Source organism: Collinsella sp. AF16-8 (assembly GCF_003462695.1).
Taxonomy (GTDB): Bacteria; Actinomycetota; Coriobacteriia; order Coriobacteriales; family Coriobacteriaceae; genus Collinsella.
Genome location: NZ_QRXX01000002.1, coordinates 130717 through 154253 on the forward strand (window position 1 = coordinate 130717; position 23537 = coordinate 154253).

At 61.8% G+C, this 23537-nt stretch carries 18 protein-coding genes and 1 tRNA gene; 16 read left to right on the forward strand and 3 right to left on the reverse strand.

Features of this window, described 5'->3' with window-relative positions; all coding sequences use genetic code 11:
* Positions 1 to 91: 91 nt before the first annotated feature.
* From DWW73_RS02875 to DWW73_RS02900, 6 genes are all read left to right on the forward strand, one after another.
* Positions 92 to 168, forward strand: a tRNA-Met gene (locus DWW73_RS02875).
* 283 nt (positions 169 to 451) lie between these two features.
* Positions 452 to 661, forward strand: a complete 210-nt coding sequence (locus tag DWW73_RS02880) for a hypothetical protein (protein ID WP_055251515.1) — start codon at positions 452 to 454, stop codon at positions 659 to 661.
* 255 nt (positions 662 to 916) lie between these two features.
* Complete coding sequence (locus DWW73_RS02885; protein WP_117778689.1) at positions 917 to 2422, forward strand: FAD-dependent oxidoreductase; 1506 nt, start codon at positions 917 to 919, stop codon at positions 2420 to 2422.
* 133 nt (positions 2423 to 2555) lie between these two features.
* On the forward strand, positions 2556 to 4688 hold the full coding sequence (locus tag DWW73_RS02890) for an FAD-dependent oxidoreductase (RefSeq protein WP_117778690.1): 2133 nt from the start codon (positions 2556 to 2558) through the stop codon (positions 4686 to 4688).
* Positions 4689 to 4705: 17 nt separating this feature from the next.
* Positions 4706 to 5782 carry an NADH-ubiquinone oxidoreductase-F iron-sulfur binding region domain-containing protein gene (locus DWW73_RS02895; RefSeq protein WP_117778691.1) on the forward strand — a complete coding sequence of 359 codons (1077 nt, stop codon included), beginning with the start codon at positions 4706 to 4708 and terminating at the stop codon, positions 5780 to 5782.
* Between the two features lie 194 nt (positions 5783 to 5976).
* Positions 5977 to 6969, forward strand: coding sequence for a flavodoxin family protein (locus DWW73_RS02900; RefSeq protein ID WP_117778692.1), 993 nt, complete (start codon positions 5977 to 5979; stop codon positions 6967 to 6969).
* A 22-nt stretch (positions 6970 to 6991) separates the two neighbouring features.
* Here DWW73_RS02900 and DWW73_RS02905 read toward each other — a convergent pair whose 3' ends face one another.
* On the reverse strand, positions 6992 to 8305 hold the full coding sequence (locus DWW73_RS02905; RefSeq protein ID WP_117778693.1) for a CdaR family transcriptional regulator: 1314 nt from the start codon (positions 8303 to 8305) through the stop codon (positions 6992 to 6994).
* A 497-nt stretch (positions 8306 to 8802) separates the two neighbouring features.
* On the opposite strand from DWW73_RS02905, the gene bilR reads away from it, so the two are divergent.
* From bilR to DWW73_RS02940, 7 genes are all read left to right on the forward strand, one after another.
* A complete protein-coding gene (gene bilR, locus DWW73_RS02910) occupies positions 8803 to 10833 on the forward strand; it encodes a bilirubin reductase, long form (RefSeq protein ID WP_233509098.1) in 2031 nt (676 codons plus the stop codon).
* A gap of 449 nt (positions 10834 to 11282) precedes the next feature.
* Positions 11283 to 11678 carry a helix-turn-helix domain-containing protein gene (locus DWW73_RS02915; protein ID WP_117564058.1) on the forward strand — a complete coding sequence of 132 codons (396 nt, stop codon included), beginning with the start codon at positions 11283 to 11285 and terminating at the stop codon, positions 11676 to 11678.
* A gap of 287 nt (positions 11679 to 11965) precedes the next feature.
* Positions 11966 to 14848, forward strand: coding sequence for a proton-conducting transporter membrane subunit (locus DWW73_RS02920; RefSeq protein ID WP_117778695.1), 2883 nt, complete (start codon positions 11966 to 11968; stop codon positions 14846 to 14848).
* 12 nt (positions 14849 to 14860) lie between these two features.
* Positions 14861 to 15433 carry an NADH-quinone oxidoreductase subunit B family protein gene (locus DWW73_RS02925; RefSeq protein ID WP_117778696.1) on the forward strand — a complete coding sequence of 191 codons (573 nt, stop codon included), beginning with the start codon at positions 14861 to 14863 and terminating at the stop codon, positions 15431 to 15433.
* Positions 15433 to 16149 carry an NADH-quinone oxidoreductase subunit C gene (locus DWW73_RS02930; RefSeq protein ID WP_117778697.1) on the forward strand — a complete coding sequence of 239 codons (717 nt, stop codon included), beginning with the start codon at positions 15433 to 15435 and terminating at the stop codon, positions 16147 to 16149. Before DWW73_RS02925 ends, DWW73_RS02930 begins: the two co-directional genes overlap by 1 nt.
* A gap of 5 nt (positions 16150 to 16154) precedes the next feature.
* Positions 16155 to 17243 carry a nickel-dependent hydrogenase large subunit gene (locus DWW73_RS02935; protein WP_117564061.1) on the forward strand — a complete coding sequence of 363 codons (1089 nt, stop codon included), beginning with the start codon at positions 16155 to 16157 and terminating at the stop codon, positions 17241 to 17243.
* A gap of 7 nt (positions 17244 to 17250) precedes the next feature.
* Complete coding sequence (locus DWW73_RS02940) at positions 17251 to 17592, forward strand: 4Fe-4S dicluster domain-containing protein (RefSeq protein WP_117564062.1); 342 nt, start codon at positions 17251 to 17253, stop codon at positions 17590 to 17592.
* 591 nt (positions 17593 to 18183) lie between these two features.
* Here the strand turns inward: DWW73_RS02940 and DWW73_RS02945 are convergent.
* Together DWW73_RS02945 and DWW73_RS02950 are read right to left on the reverse strand one after the other, a co-directional pair.
* On the reverse strand, positions 18184 to 18813 hold the full coding sequence (locus DWW73_RS02945) for a response regulator transcription factor (RefSeq protein ID WP_117778698.1): 630 nt from the start codon (positions 18811 to 18813) through the stop codon (positions 18184 to 18186).
* Positions 18810 to 19955 carry a sensor histidine kinase gene (locus DWW73_RS02950; RefSeq protein WP_117778699.1) on the reverse strand — a complete coding sequence of 382 codons (1146 nt, stop codon included), beginning with the start codon at positions 19953 to 19955 and terminating at the stop codon, positions 18810 to 18812. Before DWW73_RS02950 ends, DWW73_RS02945 begins: the two co-directional genes overlap by 4 nt.
* A gap of 210 nt (positions 19956 to 20165) precedes the next feature.
* Here DWW73_RS02950 and DWW73_RS02955 point away from each other — a divergent pair, with 210 nt between their 5' ends.
* From DWW73_RS02955 to DWW73_RS02965, 3 genes are read left to right on the forward strand one after another with little or no spacing between them, the layout of a single operon-like run.
* Positions 20166 to 21104: an ABC transporter ATP-binding protein gene (locus tag DWW73_RS02955; protein ID WP_117778700.1), complete on the forward strand. Its 939-nt coding sequence runs from the start codon at positions 20166 to 20168 to the stop codon at positions 21102 to 21104.
* A gap of 10 nt (positions 21105 to 21114) precedes the next feature.
* Positions 21115 to 22302 carry an ABC transporter permease gene (locus DWW73_RS02960; protein ID WP_117778701.1) on the forward strand — a complete coding sequence of 396 codons (1188 nt, stop codon included), beginning with the start codon at positions 21115 to 21117 and terminating at the stop codon, positions 22300 to 22302.
* On the forward strand, positions 22289 to 23494 hold the full coding sequence (locus tag DWW73_RS02965) for an ABC transporter permease (protein ID WP_117778702.1): 1206 nt from the start codon (positions 22289 to 22291) through the stop codon (positions 23492 to 23494). Before DWW73_RS02960 ends, DWW73_RS02965 begins: the two co-directional genes overlap by 14 nt.
* Positions 23495 to 23537 lie beyond the last annotated feature (43 nt).

Consider the following 23537-nt stretch of genomic DNA (forward strand, 5'->3'; position numbering starts at 1 on the left):
GTGGAGCAACCTTCACAACCTTGGGCAGCCGGCTTGCAATCGCGCAGGCGGGAGCGTAATAACTCTCTTGCGCAAAGGCGCGTCCAGACATTGCGGGGTGGAGCAGTCTGGTAGCTCGCCGGGCTCATAACCCGGAGGTCGTAGGTTCAAATCCTGCCCCCGCGACCAAGAACTTGCAGCTCGTCGGCCTAGCCGGCGAGCTTTTTTGTTATTCCGGGACCGTGTTTTCGGTCCAATTCTCGGCCTCTCAAACAAAATCTCGATCTGTAACATCTAGACCCGATTTGGGCGGCTAGGTGTTACAGATCGAGATGTTGAGTCCCCGCCTGGACGGTTTGTCTAAATCTGTAACACGAGGGATGGATTTTGCCGAGTAACTGTTACAGATTGAGATTTTCTGCCGGGACGGTTTTGGTTTGTCTCGATCTGCTCCAATGTGCCCTGCGTCTTTATGGGTCTTGCCACGTCGTTCTTCACGTTTATGCTGCAGCAGCCGATCAACTTTGGCCACCTCTTCGCATTCTGGGCCTTTGGAATCGCGCTCGCGGTTTGCCTGGTTATGTCGGGAACGCTCGTGTGCTCGGCAATCTTTGGAAAAGAGCGCGCTATTCAGGCGCTTACGCCGCTCGATGTGCTCGAGGCACGGCGGAACCATAAATAAGAAAACTCGATTATCAGGGGCGGACGCCGTGAAGCACACCGCCCCCCCCTGTACGTGTGGCGCCAGGGCCATGCGCTCGAAAGCGTTGCCCAAACGCATGGTTCATCCGCACAAAGCCCATGGTCGCTATGGGCAAACATCGGTGCGCCTGCACATGGCTTTGAGTCTGTTTTCGAGCGAAAGTATGGCTGTCGATACGCATGCAATTCGCATGAAGTCCGGGTTCGTCCAAGAGCCCTATAAAGGAGGATTCGCATGAAACAGTTAGAGACCGACGTCGTTGTCGTTGCCGCGGGTCTGAGTGGCCTTGCCGCAGCGGTCGCTGCAGCCGAGGCAGGCGCTCGCGTCATTGCCCTGGAGAAGGCCCCCATTACCGGTGGCGCTGCCAACATGGGCATGGGGCCTGCCGCCGCTGGCTCTCCGCTTCAGAAGGCCTCGATGATCGAGATCACGCCTGGCGAGCTCTTCCGTCGCCATATGTTCTACACCCATTACCAGGTCGATGCTCGCCTGGTACGCGACTACTACTTTAAGTCGGGCGATACCATCGCATGGCTGCAGGATATGGGCGTGGTGTTTAACTCCGTGCGTCCGGCGTTCCGCGCCCGCGAGCGCACGCGTGCCTATTCCGACGGCGAGTACACCTGGCATGTCGTGCAGCCTGAGGATGGCTCGGAGCCCGGTCCTCGCGCGGCGACCACGATGACCAAGCGCATGACCGAGCGTGCCCAGGACCTGGGTGTCGAGTTTATGTTTGAGTGCCCGGGCACCGGTCTTATCAAGGGCGAGGACGGCGCTATCTGCGGCGTGACCGCCAAGGACAAGGACGGCGAGGAGTACCAGATCTCGTGCAAGTCCGCGATTGTCGCCACGGGCGGTTTTGGCCACAACGCCAAGCTCATCAAGGAGAAGCTCGACTTTGAGTGGGGTAAAGACCTGTTCTCGTTTGCCATTCCGGGCATGGACGGCGACGGCATCAACATGTGCCACGAGGTCGGCGGCGGCCACACCCCGGTGACCATGGAGCTCATGTACCAGATCCCCGACAACATGAACCACTTCTATGTCGAGGGCGCATTCCGTCAGCCGTGCTACTGGTGCAACCGCCTGGGCGAGCGCTTTATGCCGGAGGACGAGATCTTCAACACCACCTTTGTCGGCAACGCCATCAACCATCTTCCCGGCAAGGTCGCCTATGCCATCTTTGATTCCCGTATGCTCAAGCACTGGAAGAAGGATGGTCCGGATATCGTCAGCCACGTTCATCCGCACGACCTGTACGACGGCTTTGAGGAGCAGTGGAACCGCGACCTGGAGGCCGGCTATCCAGCGATCTGCCAGGCCGATACGCTGGAGGAGCTTGCCGAGAAGGCGGGTATCGACGTGGAGGGTCTGCTCGCCAACGTCGACGAGTACAACGAGATGTGCGACAACGGCTGGGACGACATCTTTGAGAAAGAGCGCGAGTTTATGAAGCCGCTCGAGAAGGGCCCCTTCTATTGCTGCAAGCAGTACTGTGGCGCCTACGGCACCCTGGGCGGCGTGCTCATTAACCACAAGATGGAGGTCATGACCGACGACTATGAGGTCATCCCCGGCCTGTACTGCGTTGGCACCGATGCCTGCACCATCTATGGCGACTCCTATAACTACTGCATTCCGGGTAACACCATGGGCTTCTGCCTTAACTCGGGTCGCATCGCCGGTGAAAACGCCGCCGCAGCCCTCTTTGAGGACGCGGGCGACGAGGAGTGGTCGTAACACCGCAGCTATTCGCGCCTGCAGACACCCACGCGTTGGGTGCGGGCGGGGATTTGCCCTACAAGCGAGGCGCTCGGGATCGCTTTGGTCCCGGGCGCCTTTCTGGACAAGAGCGACGTTTTGAGGGGAACGAATGAAGCTAACGATTAATGGAGCCGAGGTCGAGGCACGCGAAGGGCAAAATGTCCTGGAAGCCGCGCTCGATGCCGGTATCTATATTCCGCATCTGTGTAAACATCCCGATCTTGAGACCGTCGGCGGATGCCGTCTGTGCATGGTCGAGATCGAAGGCCAAGATGAGCCGGTGTGTGCCTGCAAGACGCAGGTTGCCGAGGGGATGGTCGTCAACACGACAGGCGAGCAGGCCGAGCGCGTGCGCAAGCTGGCAATGGAGCTTATCTTGGCCACGCATCCCGCCGATTGCACCGGCTGCCCCAAGTACGGCAAGTGCGAGCTGCAGTCTATGTATCAGTACCTGGGAGTTTCGCCTGCGCGCTGGCGCACCAAGAGCCGTCCGGTCGCCACGGACGAATCGAACCCGCTGATCACCCATATGTTCACCCGCTGCATTCGGTGCGGTCGCTGCGTGCGCGCGTGCCGCGAGCTGCGCGGCGCCGGCGTCTTGGACTACCAGCGCACCGAGGACGGCATTCGCATTGGTACGGACGGCAGCGTGAGTCTGCAAGAGGCCGGATGCCGTTTTTGCGGTGCCTGTATCGAAGTGTGTCCCACCGGCTCGATCGTCGACACGCTCAATATGTTCGATGAGAACAAGTCCTATGCCGATAACGTGGTCCCCTGTCGCTCGGGCTGCCCCGCCCACGTGGATATCCCGCGCTACCTGCGTCACATCCGCAACGGCGAGTACACCCGAGCCGCCGCGGTGGTGCGCGAGAAGGTCCCGTTCCCCGAGAGCTTGGGCGACATTTGCGTCCATAGCTGCCAGGATGCCTGCAAGCGCAACGAGCTCAACGGCACGCCGGTTTCGGTCTGCCGCCTTAAGCGCGCGGCGGCCGTGCGCGATACGGGCGACTGGAAGGCCAATGTGCGCCATGAGCCGTTGAGCGGCAAGAGCGTCGCCGTTGTGGGTGCCGGTCCCGCCGGTCTGACCGCCGCACTCTATTGCGCCGAGAAGGGCCACAAGGTCGTGGTGTTCGAGGCCAACGAGAAGGTCGGCGGCCAGATGCGCTACGGCATTCCGGCGTATCGCCTGCCCGATGCCACGGTCGACGCCGAGGTCGCGACGATTTTGGAAATCGCCCAGGGTGATGACGCCGAGCCGCGCATTGAGCTGCGCTGTGGCGAGCGAATCGCCGATCCCAAGGCTCTTCTTGACCAGGGCTTCGATGCCGTGCTGGTTGCGGTGGGCACGCATGACGGAACGGTGCTTCCCATGCCCGGCCACGACCTCGAAGGCGTGCTGCGTAACACCGATTTTCTGAAGGCCGCCCGTATGGGCAGCGCCCCGGACCTGACGGGCAAGCGCGTCGTGGTGCTGGGCGGCGGCAACGTGGCGTACGACTGCGCCCGCACTGCCGTGCGTCTGGGTGCCGCCTCGGTCGATGTCGCCTGCCTTGAGGCCCAAGACGCGATGACCTCGACGCCCGAGGAGCGTGCCGAGGCCGCCGAGGAAGGCGTGGTCCTGCACGATGCCTATGCCTTTACCAGCATTAACGAGACCGAGGACGGTTCTGGCAAGGTCGGTTCCATGACGATCCACAAGATCGAGCGGTTCTACTTTGACGAGAACCACCGCGCCGTCACCGAACTGCTCGACGGCGGCGAGAAGACCATCGATGCCGACTGCGTGATCTTTGCCGTGGGTCAAAAGCCCGAGGGCACGGCCCAGATGGGCCTTGAGCTTACGCACGGCCCGTATATCGTGGCCGATACCGAAGGCAAGACGAGCGTTGAAGGCATCTGGTCGGCGGGCGACTGCGTGACGGGTACCAAATCGGTGATCGCGGCAATCGCCGCAGGTCGCACGTGCGCCTCGGCCATCGACCGCGCTTTGGGTGGCGATGGCAACATCGACGAGGAGCTGACCGAGCATGATGCTCCCGAGCAGTGGATTGGGCGTGTCCCCGAGGGCTTCTACGACGATGCCGTGCAGCCCGAGTTTGTCGATGCCCAGACGCGTAAGGATAACTTCGATACGTTTGAGTGCCCCTATACCGACCATGAGGCTACGTGCGAGGCGAGCCGCTGCTTGCAGTGCGATTTGCGCCTAACGATCAGTACGCCGCGCCTGTGGAACGAATACTAGGAAAGGAGCGATAACCCATGACGATCATCAACTTTATGCCTGCGCATAAGCAGGCCCCCGTCGCGCTCTGGCTCCTTAAGAAGGACGTGGCGGCCGCTGCGGAAAAAATTGCAGGGGCCGGTGCCCAGGCGGTTTTGGTGCCGGCAGGCGATGAGGTCTCTGCCGCGCTCGCGGATGCGTTGGGCGAGTCCTGCCGCGTGATCGAGTGCGACCCGAGCCTGGGCTTTGTCTATGCCAACGGTTCGGCCGCGGCCAAGATGCTCGACGGCGAAAAGCCTCTCCCATCTTGCTGCGAGGGCGATGGCGCCGACCGCTGCCTGAGCGGATCAGAGTTACTTGCCGCCGAAGGCAAGCGCTGGGTGTGGATTGACGGGGCCGAGGAGCCCGTTGAGGTCGACCGTGTCGTGAGTGCGGAATCCTTGGTTGCCGCGGCGGGCGCCGACGACGCTAAAGCGGTGGGGATTGGCTATCCCAGCGGTCTGCTGCTGAGGCCCGATGACACCTCAAAGATTGAGCTATGCAGCGACTACGTGCGCGTCTACACCGCCAAAAACTGCATGGCAAAGGCGCTTTTGGACATTTGCACGCTCTATCGTCACGAGAGCTGCGGACGCTGTGTCTTTGGCTACGAGGGCTCGCATCAGATTGCAACGATTCTTGCCGATATCTGTCGCAAGAAGGGCAAGCCGGGTGACTTGGCGCTCCTTCGCGACCTTTGCCCCGTGATGCAGGCGCAGTGCCTGTGCGAGCAGGGTCGCGTGCTGGCGCGCACGGTGCAGTCGTTCCTCGACCTGTTCGAGGGCGAGATCATGCAGCACACCACCAAGAAGGTCTGTGCTGCCGGGGAATGCCAGGCATTCTTGACCTTCCATATCCTCGCCTCCAAATGCCAGGCATGCAACAAGTGTGTCGATTCGGACGTTTGCGAGGAGGACGCGATTCTGGGAAGGCCGCGGTTCATCCACGTGATCGACCAAAAGGCTTGCACCCAGTGCGGTGCCTGCCTGGATATCTGCGACAACGCCGCGATCGTCACGGCTGGGGCCGTCAAGCCCAAGTGCCCGCCCAAACCCATTCCCTTTAAGCGCAAATAAGAGCGCCGACCCCTTCCGTTTTGTCCCTTGTAGGCATGCGGGAGGGGCCTTTGTTTATCTGCACGAGGTATTCCGCAAATACCGAGCGGGCCTTGGTTGCCTGGACGGTGCGCATGTTTTGCGTCTGCCGTACGCTTTTTGCGAAGTACACACGGGCAGAATCCGTGTCCAAAATGCTCTGGAGAGGAGCGACCATGTCGTTTAAAGTGATGGCGATTTGTGCCGGCAGGCACGGTGGCAACGGCGAGGCTTTGGCCAAAGAGGCCCTTTGCGCGGTGCGCGAGGCTGGCGGCGAGGTCGAGCTGATCAATTTGTTCGACTATAACATCTTGCCCTGCACCGGTTGCGAGGGCTGCACCATGCAGATGGGAAAGATGGGCGCCGGCCTGCAAAAGGAATATCACGGCTGCGTTCTTAAAAACAAAGACGATGTAGATGTGATTATTCGCGAACTGCAGACCTGCCAGGGCGTGATCTTCTCGGTTCCGACCTACGACCTTACGCCCAGCTCGGTGTACACCCGCTTTGCCCAGCGCTTCTTGGCATACGAGCTTTCGTTCTTGCTTGCCATCGGTGCCGTAAAGGAGAATCCGCATACCGTTGCCGGCCTTATTTCCGTTGGCGGCTCCATGCACGATTGGCAGTCCCTGGCACTGGAGAGCCTGCAGGCGACTATGTTTACCATGTCGATGACTGTCGTCGATCGCTATATGGCGCAGCGCGACGGCCGCCCGGGCAATGCCTTTGTGTGGGGAGACGACGTGGAGTGGGGCGGACAGATCGCCCGCGCCCACAAGATGGGCGAGAACATCGTCAAGGCCATTCGCACGCCTGTTGACGAGCGCTGCTGGCTGGGCGATCCGGATGACGGCGTGTGTCCCAACTGCCACAGCTCCCTGGTGTACCCCGGCGACAAGCATTGGGACGGTGTCGAGTTTCCGTGGGAGTGTGCGGTCTGTGGCGCAGGCGGCGATATCGTGACCGACGAGCGCACCGGTCGCCCCAAGCTCAAGATTGCCGAGAACGGTCTGATTCGCGACCGCAACGACGACCACGCGCGCGCCGAGCACCTCAACGAGATCAACAAGACCCGCGACGAGTTCTTCGCCCATATGGACGAAGTAAAGCCGCTCATGGAAAAGTACGCCAAGATGACGTTCCCCACGCTGGAGATTAAGCGCGACTAGTTTTGCCCAAGCCCCGCCCGGCCTACTTGCGGCAGTGCAGGTCGGCGCTGGTGCGGGGCTTAATCCTCGGCTCAAGAAAGCCAAGGTAGATTAGGGTGCGAATCGAGAGGTGGAACAAAAAGAGGTCCTCTCCCGATGCCAAGTCGTTACCGGTGATTTCCTTTATGCGGTTAATGCGATAGAGCAGCGTGTTTTTGTGAAGCGACAAGATCGCGGCGGTGCGCACCGTGTTACAGCTGTGCTGCATAAAGGCAAAGAGCGTCTCGACCAGCTCGGAATCGTGCGACTGGTCATGCTTCCAAAGTGCCCAGATTGCCGGATGGCAGTAGTTTATAAGGTTGATGTGGTCGTTGCAGATGTCGAGCATTTCCATGTAGGTGTATTCGCAATAGCGATACACATGGGTGTCTTCGAGGATTTTGGTAAAGGTCGAGCCGTATCGAATGGCGGCGCGTGCCTGATTGAGGTGCGAACGCACATCGGTTGCCTGGGAAAACTCGTTGCTGATGCCAATGAACAAATTGTTCGTGGCAGCAACGCGGGCAAGGATCGCCTCGTCGTTGGCGGGTAGCTGCGTGGAGGGCGGACGGCTTACCAGCGCCACGAGCTCACCTTCGTACATGGTGATAAGGCTATGGTGCAGTAGCGGCTGCAATTGTCCTCGGATACTCTCCGCCTCGCGCGCCTCGAGCTGGGAATCTTTTTTGAGCAGGCATACAACGTAGAGGGCGGGAAGCGGCGCAAAGCCGACGAGCTGCATTTTGCGTGTGCAGGTGATGGGGTTGGGGATTTCGTCGTCCAGGAGGCGCGAGAGAAAATATGGCCCCTGTTGCGGGCCGCCCAACGAAAGAAAGCCACCTTTCTGCAGTTCTTGCGCGAGCAGTCGGACAAAGAACTCAAAGACCTCGCGATCGCTATCGCCAAAGGCGTGATTGCGTTCGATCATCATCGCCCGGCCCAGACACGTGCCGTGCACCTTGATCGCATCGGTCATGGTGTTGAGGCGGAACATGTCGTTATAGCGTGTAAGCGGGCCTGTCGAGCGGGCAATCTCCTCGTCTAAGCCGCATTTGATGATGTAGCGTACGGCTTCGTCCTGCAGCATGTCGCCTTCGGAGAGCTCGGCGCGGGTGATGGCTGCAAAGGGGGAGTCGTCGTCATCGTCGAGCTCAAAGCCGCCGCGGGCGGCATAGCGGTACACGGGATCGACGACGAGCACCGGGTTGTCCATAGCGGCAGAGGCCGTTTGCGTGAGGTTCTTGAGCCCCGCGTCGTTCAAGAGCGCCTCGAGCAGCGCTTGCTTTGCGGTAGACGTATCGGTGGTACTCGGTTGCATGGGTGTCCCTTCTGCCGCGTCTTCGCCGTAGTCGACGCGTGACCAAATTATTATCGCAGGCTGTGCAGTATTAGGTTGTTTAAAAAGGTGAGTGTGGCGGTCGTTTCCTCGAACGGGGCGGCGCTGTTGTTGGAGAATGTCTCGATCTGTAACAGGTGGGTCCGGTTTTGGTCTGTAGTTGTTACAGATTGAGATGTTTCGGCAGGACGGTCTTCGTTTGTCTAAATCTGTAACACGAGGGACGGTTTTTACTGAGTAACTGTTACAGATCTAGATCTTTCGGCAGGCTAGATTGGTTTGTCTCAATCTGTAACAGTTGCTCGGCAAAATAGGGTCTTACTGTTACAGATCGAGACAAACCGACGGGCCGCCCCGCCCCATCCACCTGCCGCTACCTGCTGTCTGCCGATTTCCGTTGCGCCACTGTGCTCCCATGCCATATCCTCTAAACAACTACGCGGCAACATCGCCGCCGCGCCTACAAGAGAGGAATGTCCATGACCGCATCCGCATCCAAACTGCTCCAGCCCATTACGGTTGGCCCCCTTGAGCTTAAAAACCGCATTATGTTCCCGCCGCTGACCACCGGCTACGAGGAGCGCGACGGTTCCATTGGCGAGCGCAGCCTGGCTTTTTACGAGCGCCTGGCCCGTGGCGGCGTGAGCTACATCGTCATTGGCGACGTCGCTCCCGTCATGACCGCGAGCCCCACGCCCAAGCTGGCGACCGACGCCCAGATCCCCACGTTTAAGGCGCTGGCCGACACCGTCCACAAGCACGGTGCCAAGGTCGCGCTGCAGCTGTTCCACCCCGAGTACGACGTGCCCGGCGTCGGCCGCATGGTCATGGGCTCCATGGCCGCCGCCAAGGCCGCGCAGGAGGCCAAGGCCGCCGGCGACGAGGAGACCTTCGCCGCCAAGATGGCCGAGTCCAACGAGATCCGCAAGCAGGCCTACGCCAAGCTGCACCACGATATGCAGCACTTTGTGAATGAGGCGAGCGTAGAGCAGCTCACCCAGATCAAAGAGGCCATCGCCGCCTCGGCCGCCCGCGCGCAGCAGGCTGGCATCGACGCCATCGAGGTCCACGGCGACCGTCTGGTGGGCTCGCTGTGCTCCGCGATCCTCAACAAGCGCACGGACGAGTACGGTGGCTCGTTCGAGAACCGCGTTCGTTATGCGCTGGAGGTCGTCGCGGCCATTAAGGAGGCCGCGCCGGAGCTGATGGTGGAGTACAAGCTCCCCGTGATCATGGAGAACCCCGACGGCACGTCGCGCGGCAAGGGCGGCTTGCTGCCCGACGAGGCCTGCGAGTTCGCCAAGCTGCTCGAGGGCGCCGGTATCGATATGATCCAGGTCGCGCAGGCAAACCACACCGGCAACATGGGCGACACCATTCCGCCCATGGGCGCCATGCCCTACAACTGGACGCTGCCTGTGGCCGAGCGCGTTAAGGCCCTGGTCTCCGTGCCGGTGGCAACCGTCGGCCGCGTTGTTTCGGTCGAGGCGGGCGAGAAGATCTTGGAGGATGGCTCGGCCGACATCATCGCCTATGGCCGCTCGCTCATGTGCGACCCCGACATTGCGCTGAAGGCCGCGACGGGCGAACCCATTCGCGAGTGCCTCAACTGCAACAAGGGCTGCGTCGACGCGATTCAAAACCGCAAGTACATCTCGTGCGTGCTTAATGCCGAGAACGGTGACGAGGCGACCATCGCCATCAAGCCGGGCGAGGGCGACAAGAAGATCGCCGTGGTGGGCGGCGGCATCGCCGGCCTGGAGGCCGCGCGCGTGGCGGCCAAGCGCGGCTACGACGTGACTGTCTACGAGGCGAGCGATCATCTGGGCGGCCAGATTGTGCTGGCTGCTGCGCCTCCGCGCAAGGACGAGATTATGCGCTCCGTCGAGTACTACGAGAAGATTCTGCCTGGCCTGGGCGTGAAGGTTGAGCTCAACCATGCCGCTACCGCTGAGGACCTCAACGCCGCCGACGCCGCGATTGTGGCCGTGGGCGCGCACGACGTGGTCATCCCCGTTCCGGGCGCCGACTCGGAGAAGGTCGTCTCGAGCTGGGACGTGCTGGCCGGCAAGGTGGAGCTCAGCGGGCGCGTCGCCGTCATTGGCGGTGGCCTGGTGGGCACCGAGACTGCCGAGTACCTGCTGCAGCACGGCTGCGAGGTGGCGATCGTGGAGATGCTCGACAAGATTGCCGCGGGCGAGTCCGAGACCATTCTGCCGCTGATTATGAGCGACTTTGCCGAGCACAATGTGGAGCAGCACGTGAAGACCCGCCTGACCGCCATTACCGACGAGGGCGTGGAGGCTGTTCGCACCACCGAGGATGGCGCCGAGGAGCCGGTGAAGATCGCCTGCGATTACGTGGTGATGGCCGTGGGCTCCAAGGCCAACGCGTTTGACCTGGACGGCGTGACGGCGCCCGTGACCTGCGTGGGCGACTGCTCGGGCGAGCGCACCGCCGACATCGCGAGCGCCATTCGCACGGCGTATCATGCGGCCAACGAGCTGTAGCTGAACATCGCGGCCAGGCGGGACGGTAGCACGGATCCGTCTCGCCCGGCTGTGTCCCGTCGGGTGTCAACCGGTGCGGGGCCTGCAAGCGCAGCAGGCCCCGCCCTTTTTGTTTTGCTCCGGTGGATGGCAATGCGCGGTAATCATGAGGAGTAAGGACGTCTACTGCCTTGCCGATTACTCAAAATAATTGGGGGAGGGGTTAATAATCATATCCGCTATAGCAAAGGACATAAAGAGATGCCAATTTTGTTGACAAGCGAATGACGATTGGCTGCGAGTCAGCTACCAGCGTAAATAATCGATAAAGAAATGTCGTAAATTGGTGCCAAATGCCCAGATAACACCGCGTCTATTTTAATTAACTGCTTTGAGCAAACAGTAAAATGCTACTATCTAACTTGCACGTAAGAAAGCAGATTAACGGTTAAGGCTAAGAAGTGGCAGGTATGTCGGAAGCAACTAGGACTCGCACGCATGCGCCCGAGGTTAGGCAGCGCGCCGTCGAGGTCCTCCAAGAGGGGGTCGGTCATCGCGCCCTCGCCGCGGAGCTTGGCATTCCCCAGGCCACGGCTCGTCAGTGGGCCCGCGCGTATGCCGTGGGCGGTGCCGACGCCGTTCTCAACGCCGGTTCGCATCATCACACCTATTCGTACGAAGTTAAGCTCGCCGTGGTCAAGGACCGCTTGGAAAACGGCTTAACGGTTCGCGAGGCCATGATCAAGCACAAGATTCCCAGCGAGTCTTCGGTCAAGGCTTGGTGCCGCCAGTATCGCGAGAGCGGTGAGTCCGCGCTGGTTGATAAGCCGCGCGGTCGCAAGCCGCGCGTTAAAAAAGCGGAATAGCGAACGGGATGGTGCGCCCACAGGGGCGCATTTTTCTTGCCGCGCCAACTTTTTGGACCGTCGTGAGCCTACTGGAACATCCTCCAAAGTGGTTAATAAACCGCGCGCAGTGGCCCGTGCGCCCGCCGCCGCGATAGGGGGAGCGTCGCCTCTCTGCTCCAAAGCGGACAGACTCCTTGCCCCGTGCGCCTAAAACTCCCCAGTTGACCGAAAACTCGCTGCCGCTACTCCTCAACTGAGCTATAACGTTAAACAATTGCAGCGTTTTTGCATGGGGGAGTGATGGTATGACGCTACTGTATTTCCTTACCCTGTTTCCGCTGGTACCGGCGCTGGGCATGCTGCTCGCGCGCGGTGACCGCGCCCGCGATGCGGTAGGGCTTGTAGGTTCTGGCATCATTATGGCGGTGACGGTTGTAGTCGCCGTCATGTTTTTTGGCACGGGCCCGCAGAGCTTCGAGGTTGCCCCCGGCACCTCGCATGTGCTCTCGATCATCAGCTCCGTCATCGACGTGATCCTGTGCGCCGTCATCCTGTACAACGCGCGTAAATATAAGAGCACGCTCACCACGGTGCTCGGCGTGGTGCAGCTGGTGGGTTCGGTTGCCTTCGCTGCCATGACGCTGCCCGCGGCCGAGGTTGTCACCGCCACGCCGCTCTACCTGGATTACATGAGTGTGATCATGGTGCTTGCCGTCGGCATTGTCGGCAGCCTTATCTGCGTGTACGCCCTGGGCTACATGAAGGACTTCCAGGCCCACGACGAGCACGAGGCAGCGCTGCGCGGGCAGGCGGCGCCCGACCGACGCCCGCAGTTCCTGGCGCTTATGTTCCTGTTCCTCTCGGCCATGTTCGTCATCGTGACAAGCGACAACCTTGAGTGGCTGTTCTGTGGCTGGGAAATCACCACCGTGTGCTCGTTCCTCATGATTGGCTACACGCGCACGCCCGAGGCCATAAAAAACGCTTTCACCCAGATCATCCTCAACATGCTGGGCGGCATCGCGTTTTTGGCCGGACTCATGTACCTGCACGTTAACGGCATGCCGCTGACCATCTCGGGCATGATCGAGCTTTCCAGCGCCGGAACCGCGCAATCCGCGCTGCTGGTGATGCCGGTCCTGTTGCTGTCGCTTGCCGCGCTCACCAAGGCCGCACAGATGCCGTTCCACACTTGGCTATTGGGTGCCATGGTTGCCCCCACGCCCACGAGTGCCCTGCTGCACTCGTCAACCATGGTCAAAGCCGGCGTGTTCCTGATGGTCAAGCTCAGCCCGCTCTATGCCATCTATCCCGTGACCGGCTTTATGGTCACGAGCGTGGGTGCCATCACGTTTTTGCTCGCTGCCCTCATGGCCATCTCGCAGAGCAACGCCAAACGCGTCCTCGCGTACTCCACCATCTCCAACTTGGGCCTCATCAGTGCTTGCTTGGGTGTCGGCGCGCCCGAGGCCGTATGGGCCGCCATCTTCCTGATCCTGTTCCACACGGTGGCCAAGTCGCTGCTGTTCCTGTGCGTGGGCACGGCCGAGCATCATATCGGCAGCCGCAATATCGAGGACATGGACGGTATGTTCAGCCGCATGCCGCACCTTACGCGTCTGATGATGCTGGGCATCATGGGCATGTTCGTGGCACCGTTTGGCATGCTCGTGTCCAAGTGGGGCGCCCTGGTGGCGTTCGCGCAGACCGGCAACGTGCTCATGATCATGGTGCTTGCCTTTGGCTCGGCCGCGACGTTCTTCTTCTGGGGCAAGTGGCTTGCCAAGCTTTCGGGCGTCGACCCCACGGCTCAAAACGTTGAGGTCAATGTCCATAAGACCGAATGGATGGCCCTCAACACCATCGCCGCGCTGCTGATTCTTTGCTGCGTGGCGTTCCCGCTCATCTCGAGCGGCCTGGTGTCGCCTTACTTGGCCATGGTGTTTGGCCGCGTGCCGTACGTTATTGGCAAGGATGCCATGTATCTGATGGTGGTTATCGTGGCGTTTATCGCCGTGGTGCTGCTGACTTCATTCCGCGTGAGCAACAAACCGCACGTAAACGTATATCTTTCGGGCGTGGGAACCGACAATTACCGCCATTTCCGCGGCTCGATGGGACACGAGGTGAAGGCCGAAAAGCGCAATTGGTACTCGGAGGACGCCCTTGGCGAGAAGCGTATTGGCCCCGCGGGTAGCGTCGTGTGCTGCAGCATTATCTTGTTTGCGCTGCTGTGTTGCGCGTGGATTGGGCCCGAGAGACTTGCCATGAGTGCGCCCTCGGTGCTGCGCGGTAAGTATTTTGAAGGTTCGGGTGTCGTGGGCATATTTATTGGTACCGTGGCGTTTGCCTTGATTGCGCCGCTTGTGGGTGGCCTGATCGACGGCCTTGACCGCAAGCTTTCGGCCCGCATGCAGGGCCGTGTGGGTCCGCGCCTGCTGCAGCCCTTCTACGACGTTGCCAAGCTGCTGCGCAAGGCCCCCGCCAGCGTAAACACCATGGACGATACCTATATGGCGTGCGCGCTCATCTTTACCGTCGTGGGCGGCGGCATCTTTGTGTCGGGCTCCAACACGCTGCTGTGCGCTTTTATGGTGACGCTCGCCGCGATCTTTGTGGTGTTGGCGTCCGCCTCGACGCAAAGCCCGTTTGCCCAGGTTGGCGCCGACCGCGAGCTGCTGCAGGTCATGAGTTACGAGCCCGCCGTTCTGCTGATGAGCGTGGGCCTCTACCTTGCCACCGACAGCTTTGATTCCATCGCCGTGACGGGGCAGTCGGCCCCCATCATCGTGTACAGCGCGCCCATTTTCCTCGCGCTGCTCGCGGTGCTTACCATCAAGCTGCGCAAGTCGCCGTTTGACCTTTCGTACTCGCATCACGCGCATCAGGAGATTGTCCAGGGCGTCGCCACCGAGATGAGCGGCAGCACGCTGGCCAAGATGACCCTTATGCACTGGTGCGAGACCGTGCTGTTTTTGATGTGGGTGGGCATGTTCTTTGTCTGGGACAACCCGGTGAGCTGGGTGGTCGCCCTGGTCGTGATGGTCGCGACGTATTTTGTCGAGGTACTGATCGACAACACCTTCGCCCGCAGCACCTGGCGCAGCTGCTTTAAGCTCGGCTGGGGCGTGGCGCTGGTGTTTGGCCTGCTCAACCTTATGCCCATCCTCGTCGACGTGTTTATTTAGGAGGCGGCATCCATGGATCATAAAATGTCGCGCTCGCCGTGGGTTATTCATTACGACGGCTCGAGCTGCAACGGATGCGATATCGAGGTGCTGGCCTCGCTCACGCCGCTGTTCGATGCGGAGCGCTTTGGCGTGGTCAATACCGGCAACCCCAAGCATGCGGACATCTTTTTGGTGACGGGCTCGGTCAACGCTCAGAACTTGCCCGTCGTGCGCCAGATTTACAACCAGATGCTCGAGCCCAAGTGCGTGGTGGCCTGCGGCATCTGCGCGTGCTCGGGCGGCGTTTTCCGCGATGCCTACAACGTGATCGGCGGCGTGGACCGCGCGATTCCCGTGGACGTGTACGCGCCCGGATGCGCCATTCGCCCCGAGACCGTGATCGATGCCATCGTGGAGGCGTGCGGCATCCTGGACCAGAAGGAGGCCGTGATGCGCGCCGGCGGCGACCCGCTTACCGTGGGCGGCGCCGCAACCTGGGACGGTGGCGTTGAACTGGGCGAGGACGGGTTTGTGGCCGCGGGGGCCGGCGACACGCCCACTGGGACGCCCGCCGCGTCCGTCGCTGCAAAGGAGGCCGAGTAATGCAAGAGGCAATCTATACCACAGTCGGGATCGATGAGTTGCTGTCGCATGTCCAGGCGCTCAAGGGCGTCGGCGCGCGCTTTGTGCAAATGCACGCCGAGCGCAACGTCGACGACGGCACGTATCGCCTGGTCTATACGTTTATCAACGTTCATGCCGCTCGGGAGCATATTGCGCAGGACGGCAGCTATGCGATTGAGAACCTGGTAGTCGAGGGAATCGACCGGTACCAGGAGATTCCGTCCATCAGCTCGTATTATCCGGCGGTATTCCCGTTTGAAAATGAGGTCCACGACCTGTTTGGTCTTGCCATTACCGACATGCAGATCGACTTTAAGGGCTTTTTCTACCAGGTCTCGACTGCCGAGCCCATGAGCGTTATCACGCCCGAGGTGAAGGCTGCGCGAGAGAAAGCCATGAAGGTCCGTGCCGCTGCCGAGGCCAAGGCGCGCAAGGCCGCGGCCGAGAAGGCCGCCGCGGCTGCGGCTGCTTCAGGGGAGGGCGCTGCGAGCGCCGGCGATGCCGCGGGCGTCGCTGCTCAGCCCGCTGCGGCTGCCGGCTCCGATGCTCAGCACGATGAGGCTGCTGCGAAGGCGGCGCTCAAGGCCGCCGAGATGGAGGCAAAGCTCGCCGCCATGGATCCCGAGAAAGCGGCCAAGGTCCGCGCGGCGCTTGCCGCCAAGGCCGCCCGCGACAAGCAGAAAAAGGAGGCGTAAGGTCCATGGCACATCGCTCCGTTATTCCGTTTGGCCCGCAGCACCCGGTGCTGCCCGAGCCGCTTCATCTGGACCTGGTGATCGAAGACGACCGCGTCATCGAGGCAATTCCGCAGATCGGCTTTGTGCACCGCGGACTCGAGAAGCTCACCGAAAAGCGCGACATGCATCAGTTTGGCTACATCGCCGAGCGCATCTGCGGCATCTGCGCCGTGGGCCATAGCTGCGGCTACGCCAGCGCCTGCGAGCGTATGCTCGGCATCGAGGTGCCTGGTCGCGTGCAGTATATCCGCACCATTCTGCATGAGCTTTCGCGCATTCATTCGCATCTGCTGTGGTTGGGTCTGCTTGCCGATGCCTTTGGTTTTGAGGCGCTGTTCTATCGTTCGTGGACCCTGCGCGAGCAGATTCTCAAGATCTTTGAGAGCACTTGCGGCGGCCGCGTGATTTTGTCGATCAACGAAATCGGCGGCCTTAAACACGACATTGAGGACTCTGAGCTGGCGGGCATTGTCCAGGCGCTCGATGCCATGCGCCCCGACTACGAGGCCCTGGTGCATACGTTTTTGGACGACAATAGCTGCGGCGAGCGCCTGCATGGCGTGGGCGTGATCAGCAAGAAGGACGCGCTGGAGCTTTCGATGGTCGGCCCGTTTGGGCGCGCCTCGGGCGTGGACTACGACGTGCGCATGTTCGGCGACGGTGCCTATGCGGACCTGGCTGCGTTTGAGCCCATCGTTGCTACCGATGGCGATTGCTATGCCCGCTGCCAGGTGCGTTGCGCCGAGGTCACGCAGGCCATGGACATCATCAAGGAGCTTGTGGGCAAGATTCCGCACGACGGGATCGGCGGGCGCGCCAAGCTTACGCCGGCCGACGGCGCACGCGGCGAGGTTGTGATTGAGCAGCCGCGCGGCGAGGCGTATTACTATGTGCGCGGCAACGGCACCAAGAACTTGGACCGTTTTCGCGTGCGCACGCCGACGTCGCAAAATCTGGCGGGTCTGACGCATGCGCTGCAGGGCGTGCTCATTGCCAACGTGCCCATGATTATCCTGACCATCGACCCCTGTATTAGCTGCACGGAAAGGTAGGCGCGGCATGAGTTTGCTGACATTTGCCAAGACGGCCTTGGGTTCTATGGTCAAGCAGCCGGTAACGGTGTGCTATCCGCAGGAGAAGCTCGCGGCACCCGAGCGCCTGCGCGGGCATATCGTCAACGATATGGACGTGTGCATCTGCTGCGGCATGTGCGCGCGCCGTTGCCCGGCGGGTGCACTTGCGGTCGATCGCAAGGGCGGAATGTGGTCGATTGACCCGTATGCCTGCGTGGTGTGCGGTGAGTGCATCGAGAGCTGCCCCAAGCACTGCCTGACTATGGACACCGCCCGCACTCCAGTCGCAGCGGACAAGACTCCCACGGTGGAAACCAAGCCGGAGTAGCGCTGGAATGGGGCTGGTATAGCGCTGGAATAGGGGCCGGCGGGGCAAAAATGCCCCGCCGGCCCCGCGCGTGAACGCGCGGGTGGGCCGCCACGCGACCCGTCCAGCCCGAAAATGACCCGCCTGCCACGAAATGGGCCCATCTACTACTTTTGGGCGCCAACCCCCAACCACGGCAAAAAATGTGAAAACAAAACCTCAGGTAGAACGCCTGCGGTTTTCTGGAAAACGGGGGTATGGTCGGGGGTATCGAGTCAAACGTAGTAGATGGGCAGGTTTCGTGGCGAGCGGTTCCGGCTGATCCCTTGGGGACGGAGGAAAACGGATCATTTTGGTCCCGCAAGGCTTGCGGGGGCACTCGTGCAGGGCCGCCCGAACAAAACTATGCCGGTTTACGGGGCTGAGTCACGAGTCCCCAACCATGCCGATATTCGTGAAAATAAAACCGCAGGTAGACGAGTCGTCATTTTGCAGAAAACGCGGGTATGGATGGGGGTCCTGAGTTTAGCCCCGTAAACCGGCATAGTTTTGAAATGGCATTAAATCGGTTACAGCCATTTTGCTGTGCCGGGGCGGTTGACCGTTGGGTAATTACCCTCGCAGGTAGGCGATGGCGATCTGCGTGCGGTTGCGCAGGCCCATCTTTGCAAGGATCGAGCTGATGTGGTTGCGCACCGTGCCTTCGCCCATATAGGCGGTGGCGGCGATTTCCTTGTTATCGAGACCGCGGGCGATGAGCTCGGCGACTTCGAACTCGCGGTCGGTCAGACCGGCAAAGGCCGCGGGCCGGTGGGGCGCGCCCGTCTTGTTGCCCATCCCGTCAAAGTCAACATCTTCGATCGCCTTACCCTCGAGCACGCGTTTGCCGCTCATGACCTGCGCCAACGCCGGAGGAATGGCGGCGACATCGGTTTTAATCAGGTAGCCGCGGGCGCCCAGCTTGAGCGCCGACACAATGTACTCGTCATCCGAGAATGTTGTCAGAAACACCACGCGCGCCGCAGGGTCGCGCTCGAGGATCTCGCGCGCCGCCGATAGGCCGTCGCGTCCCGGCATCTGAATGTCGAGCAGTGCAATATCGGGTGCGTGTTCGGCATAGAGCGAAACCGCGTCGTTGCCGTTGGCGCCGGTGCCCACTACCTCGATCTGCGGCTGGGCGCCCAGGATAATCTTGAGCGAATCGACCACTAGGCGGTCGTCGTCGACAACAATGAGCCTCATCGGGCCTCATCTCCTTGCTGTTTGGGGACGGTGGCAAACACGCGCCAGCCGCCGACGCCGGCGCGCGGGCCGGCGGTGAAGGTGCCGCCAAGCGCCTCGACGCGCTCGCGCATGGAGCCGAGCCCCATGCCCTCGGCGGCGCCGCGACCGCCCGTCTGGGTCCCGCCCATGCCATCGTCGGTAACGATGAGCTGGTAAAACGATGGATGCTCCATGCATCGCACAGCAACGTTTTGCGCGCGGGCGTGGCGCATGGTGTTGGATAGCGCCTCGCGCAGGACCGCCGCAAAGCAGTTGGCGACGTTTGCGGGCGCATGTTCGGTCATAACTTCAAGCTCAATCTGCGGGCCGCCGTCCGAGCGTGCGCCTTCAACAATGCGTTCGAGCTGCACGGAAAGATCGACGGCGTTGTCGTTGAGCGCGTGGACGCTGGTGCGCACAAGCTGGAGCGCCTCGTCAACGGTGTGCTTGACGTCGGCGAAATCGGCGGCGACGCCGGGTTCATCGGCGTGGACTATGCACAGGGCCTCGGTCTGCAGCGAGGTACGCGTGAGCTGGTGCCCGACGTTATCGTGGATCTCGCGCGCGATGCGGGCGCGTTCGGCGAGCGTCGCGAGCTCGACTTCGTAGTCCTGGCGATCGGCAAGATCGCGGTTGCGCGCTTCGAGCGCGAGGGCTCGTTCCTGCAGCTCGTCGCGGGTGCGGCGCATGCGCTGCTGCTCGCGTTCCAACTGGGCGGTGCGCAGCGATAGCAAGGTAGCGGCAACCGAAAGGATGGCAGTCAGCAGGAGCGTTCGGGCGGTGAGCGCGTCGGTGCGAAGGTCCGCGACAAGCGCAAAGACAAAGGTGGCGCCAATGCCCAGCGCGGCCCAGGCGTGCTCACGGCGCACCCGCCGCGCGATGTCATAGAGGGCGAGAGGCGCAAACGGCACAAACGGCGGCACGAAGACAGCCGCGATGATGTAAGCGCAGCTCGCGGTCTCGCTCGCGCGCCGGGCGCTTTTCCCCTGCGCGAGCTCAGCCAGCGAGGTGGCAATAACGCCAAGGCAAAACGCCGCGACCAGGCGAGCGTCCACAGCAAGGCCCAGAGCGGCTGCGATACAGCACGCCAGCACAATCGATTTGTCGAAAAGCCTGTTCATACGGGTATTGTACGCGAAGCCGCGCGTGGTGGAGGGGCCGCCCGGGGCAACCGTGACATTCCTCCCGCGCGGCAAATCGGCGTCGATCGCTCGCGCGAGCGGGGGTTTCGCCTCCGCCCCCCTCACTCGTGACAAAGCTCACTGGTGCGCGCCGCCCGCTCCTGCGATGATGAAATCGTACCGGGCCACGACCAACAGAAGGGCCGCCTCATGACAGACATCGTCCATGTCGAAAACCTCGTCAAGCGCTATGACGATCTTATTGCGCTCGACCACTTTAACCTGAGCATCGCCCCCGGCGAGATCTTTGGCCTGCTGGGCCCCAACGGCTCGGGCAAGACCACGTCCATCAACTGTATCCTGCAGCTGCTCGCCTACGACAAAGGCACCATCGAGCTGTTCGGCGAGCCCATGACGCCCGCCCGCTACGACCTCAAGCGCCGCATCGGCGTGGTGCCGCAGCAGGTGGCGGTGTTTGACGAGCTCACGGTGCGCGAGAACATCGACTATTTCTGCAGCCTCTACGTTAACGACCGCAAGCGCCGCCGCGCGCTGGTGGACGAGGCGATCGACTTTGTCGGGCTGGGCGACTTTACCAAGTTTCGTCCCGGCAAGCTTTCGGGCGGACTGGTGCGCCGCCTCAACATTGCCTGCGGCATCGCACACAAGCCCGAGCTCATCTTCTTTGACGAGCCCACGGTGGCGGTCGACCCCCAGAGCCGCAACGCCATCCTGGAGGGCATCTGCCGCCTGCGCGACGAGGGCGCTACGGTGGTGTATACCAGCCATTACATGGAGGAGGTCGAGCAGATCTGCAGCCGCATCATGATCATGGACGGCGGCCGCGTGCTGGCGCAGGGCACCAACGACGAGCTTAAGCGCATGATCCAGATGGGCGAGCGCGTGACTGTTGAGGTCGGTGCCGTCGAGGCCGCCACGGTCGAGCGACTGCGCGCCCTCGAGCACGTGCTTTCGGTCGAGCTGTCCGGCGGCGAGCTCGTCTGCACCTGCGAGGCGAGCCCGCACAATCTGGTCGACATCCTCGACACGCTGCGTGCTGCCGACGTGGCGCTCGGCCGCGTGTGGAGCGAGCCGCCGACTCTCAACGACGTGTTCCTCGAGATCACCGGCCGCGAGCTGCGCGACTAGGGGGGCGGCCATGTTCAACACCATCATCACCACGCTCAAGACGCTATTGCGTCGACCGAGTACATGGGTTTGGGGCGCGATCTTTCCCATTGCGCTTTCAACGATGTTCATGTTTATGTTTGCGAACCTCAGCTCCGACGGCAAGGTCGACCCGGTGCCGGTGGCCGTCGTAGCGGATGGGGCCTGGGACGTCTCGACCTTTAAGGACGTGGCGACCTCGCTTGCCAAGGAGAGTGACGATCAACTGCTCGAGATCAACGAGTGCGAGGATGTGGACGCCGCGAACCGTGCACTCAAGGCCGGCGAAGTCGCGGGCATCTACACAGTCGATGCCGCGGGCACGCCCAAGCTCACGCTGCTTTCGAGCTATGACAGCTCGCGTGCGTCGACGGTGCTCACCGACCGCAGCATCCTTGAGACGGTGGCAAGCTCGTATACGCAAAATGCCGAGCTCATGTCCCAGATTGCCCAAGACAACCCGGCGGCGCTCGCCGACCCGGAGGCGGTTGCGCGCGCCCTGTCGCTCGAGGGCGGAACCCGCCGCGTGAGCCTGACGCGCACCACGCCCGATGGCACGGTCATCTACTATTACGCGCTTTTTGGCCTGGTCGCGATGATGTCTGCCGAGTTTGCCGCTTTGAGCGTCGTCGATTTGCAGCCCAATCTGTCGGGCCTTGGTGCGCGCCGCTGCGTGGGCGGCCTTTCCAAGACGGCGTCGCTGGCCGGTATCTTTGTCGGCTCGTGGCTGGTTTCCTTTGTCTCGATGGCGGTCGCGATTGGCTACGTGCGCCTAGTCGTTGGCGTCGACTTTGGCGGGCGCGAGGGGCTGTGTCTGGTGGGCGGTGCTGCATCCGCGCTTGCCGCCACGGGCCTGGGGCTCTTTGTGGGCACGCTTCCCGTTAAGGGCGGCAAGGCGTCCAAGTCCGGTATCCTCACGGGCTTTGCCACCACGTGCGCCCTGTTCGCCGGCCTCTACGGCGAGCCGGCGATGGCGCTTGCCGACGACGTCGCCCGCGCCTTCCCGGCCGAGTGCTGGCTCAACCCCGTCAAGCTCATCTGCGATATGTTCAATCGCCTATATTTCTTTGAGGACCTGGGGCCCTTCGCCGTCCGCGCCGGCGCGCTCGTCCTGATGACCCTGGTATTTGTCGTCGCCGCTACGCTGATCTTTGGAAGGAGCCGCTATGAGCACCTTTAAGACCGCGCTTCGCATGGCGCTGGCACACCCGTTATACCTGCTCATCTATACGGTGTTCATCTCGCTCATGGGCGTATTCATCGCGGCTTCGGTGAGCTGGAACTCGTCGCAGCTTACCGAGTACAAGCCCTACGACACCAACGTGATCGTGGTCGACCGCGACAATAGCGACCTTTCGCGGGCGCTTACCAAGCACCTAGGCTCACGCTTTGACCTGGTCACGGGCGTTGGTGACGACACGTACGACCTTGCGGACGCGCTCTCCAAGAGCAACATTGCCAAGGGCAGCGCCGATTGCGTGTTCTTTATCCCGGAGGGGTTTGAGGACGATCTTGTTGCAGCCGCCCGTGCGGGGGAAGACCTGCCCAAGCTCGATGTGACGTACGGCTCCGGCACCATGGCGGCGGCGCTCTCGTCTGCCGAGGCCTCGCGGTGGATCTCGCTTGCGGGCGCTGCGGCCGCACTTGAGCCAGCTGCTTCCGACGGCGATGTCGCCAAGGCCGCCGAGCATGCTGCCGCAAAGCGTGCGGAGGTCCAGATCGAGCAGGTCAAGGTTGACTCGACTGCCGCCGCCACGCTCGAGTCGTACTTCAACTTTGGCGCGTATGCGATCATCTCGTCGGTCATCGTGTCGGTGGGATTGGTGTTCTCGGGCATGAACGAGCCCGAGCGCGTGCGCCGCATGGAGGCCGGTCCGCTCTCCGAGCGCCAGCGTTCGCTTGCCGTGTTCGCGGCCGCCGCCGTGCTCACTGTCTGTATCTGGTTTGTGTCGAGCATGATGGGCGTCGTGGGCTTTGCCGGCGCGGTCGCCGAGGTCGGCGTGGGCCGTGTGTGCCTGGCGCTGGCGGCAACGTTTGCCCTGGCGTGCACGCCGCTGGCCGTTGGCTTTGCCCTTTCGAGCCTGGGCGCGCGCGAAGAGCTACTCAACGGTGTGGGCAACCTGCTTGGCTTGCTCATGACGTTTTTGGGCGGCGCCTGGATGCCGCTTTCGATGATGGGCTCGGCCGTGCAGACGGTGGCGCACTTTGTACCGACGTTTTGGGTGAACGACGCGATCGGCAAGGCGCTTGCCTCTGATTTGACGTCTACCGTGCTGGGCGACATCGCCTGCGACCTGGGCGTCACGGTGCTCTTTGCCGCTGCCATCGCCGCCGTAGGCCTGGCTCTCGCACACGCCAAATCCCGCGCCTAGCCACCTAGTCATTGGGGACAGTCTTTGCCGATTCGCCGGCCGG

What these genes read in the sequence shown, in the direction of transcription:
- DWW73_RS02880 (WP_055251515.1), top strand. Translation starts at nt 452, where the DNA reads ATGGGTCTTGCCACGTCGTTCTTCACGTTTATGCTGCAGCAGCCGATC.
- DWW73_RS02950 (WP_117778699.1), bottom strand. Translation starts at nt 19,955, where the DNA reads ATGAACAGGCTTTTCGACAAATCGATTGTGCTGGCGTGCTGTATCGCA.
- DWW73_RS02885 (WP_117778689.1), top strand. Translation starts at nt 917, where the DNA reads ATGAAACAGTTAGAGACCGACGTCGTTGTCGTTGCCGCGGGTCTGAGT.
- DWW73_RS02935 (WP_117564061.1), top strand. Translation starts at nt 16,155, where the DNA reads ATGGCACATCGCTCCGTTATTCCGTTTGGCCCGCAGCACCCGGTGCTG.
- DWW73_RS02965 (WP_117778702.1), top strand. Translation starts at nt 22,289, where the DNA reads ATGAGCACCTTTAAGACCGCGCTTCGCATGGCGCTGGCACACCCGTTA.
- bilR (WP_233509098.1), top strand. Translation starts at nt 8,803, where the DNA reads ATGACCGCATCCGCATCCAAACTGCTCCAGCCCATTACGGTTGGCCCC.
- DWW73_RS02925 (WP_117778696.1), top strand. Translation starts at nt 14,861, where the DNA reads ATGGATCATAAAATGTCGCGCTCGCCGTGGGTTATTCATTACGACGGC.
- DWW73_RS02945 (WP_117778698.1), bottom strand. Translation starts at nt 18,813, where the DNA reads ATGAGGCTCATTGTTGTCGACGACGACCGCCTAGTGGTCGATTCGCTC.
- DWW73_RS02905 (WP_117778693.1), bottom strand. Translation starts at nt 8,305, where the DNA reads ATGCAACCGAGTACCACCGATACGTCTACCGCAAAGCAAGCGCTGCTC.
- DWW73_RS02890 (WP_117778690.1), top strand. Translation starts at nt 2,556, where the DNA reads ATGAAGCTAACGATTAATGGAGCCGAGGTCGAGGCACGCGAAGGGCAA.
- DWW73_RS02900 (WP_117778692.1), top strand. Translation starts at nt 5,977, where the DNA reads ATGTCGTTTAAAGTGATGGCGATTTGTGCCGGCAGGCACGGTGGCAAC.
- DWW73_RS02895 (WP_117778691.1), top strand. Translation starts at nt 4,706, where the DNA reads ATGACGATCATCAACTTTATGCCTGCGCATAAGCAGGCCCCCGTCGCG.
- DWW73_RS02930 (WP_117778697.1), top strand. Translation starts at nt 15,433, where the DNA reads ATGCAAGAGGCAATCTATACCACAGTCGGGATCGATGAGTTGCTGTCG.
- DWW73_RS02915 (WP_117564058.1), top strand. Translation starts at nt 11,283, where the DNA reads ATGTCGGAAGCAACTAGGACTCGCACGCATGCGCCCGAGGTTAGGCAG.
- DWW73_RS02940 (WP_117564062.1), top strand. Translation starts at nt 17,251, where the DNA reads ATGAGTTTGCTGACATTTGCCAAGACGGCCTTGGGTTCTATGGTCAAG.
- DWW73_RS02920 (WP_117778695.1), top strand. Translation starts at nt 11,966, where the DNA reads ATGACGCTACTGTATTTCCTTACCCTGTTTCCGCTGGTACCGGCGCTG.
- DWW73_RS02960 (WP_117778701.1), top strand. Translation starts at nt 21,115, where the DNA reads ATGTTCAACACCATCATCACCACGCTCAAGACGCTATTGCGTCGACCG.
- DWW73_RS02955 (WP_117778700.1), top strand. Translation starts at nt 20,166, where the DNA reads ATGACAGACATCGTCCATGTCGAAAACCTCGTCAAGCGCTATGACGAT.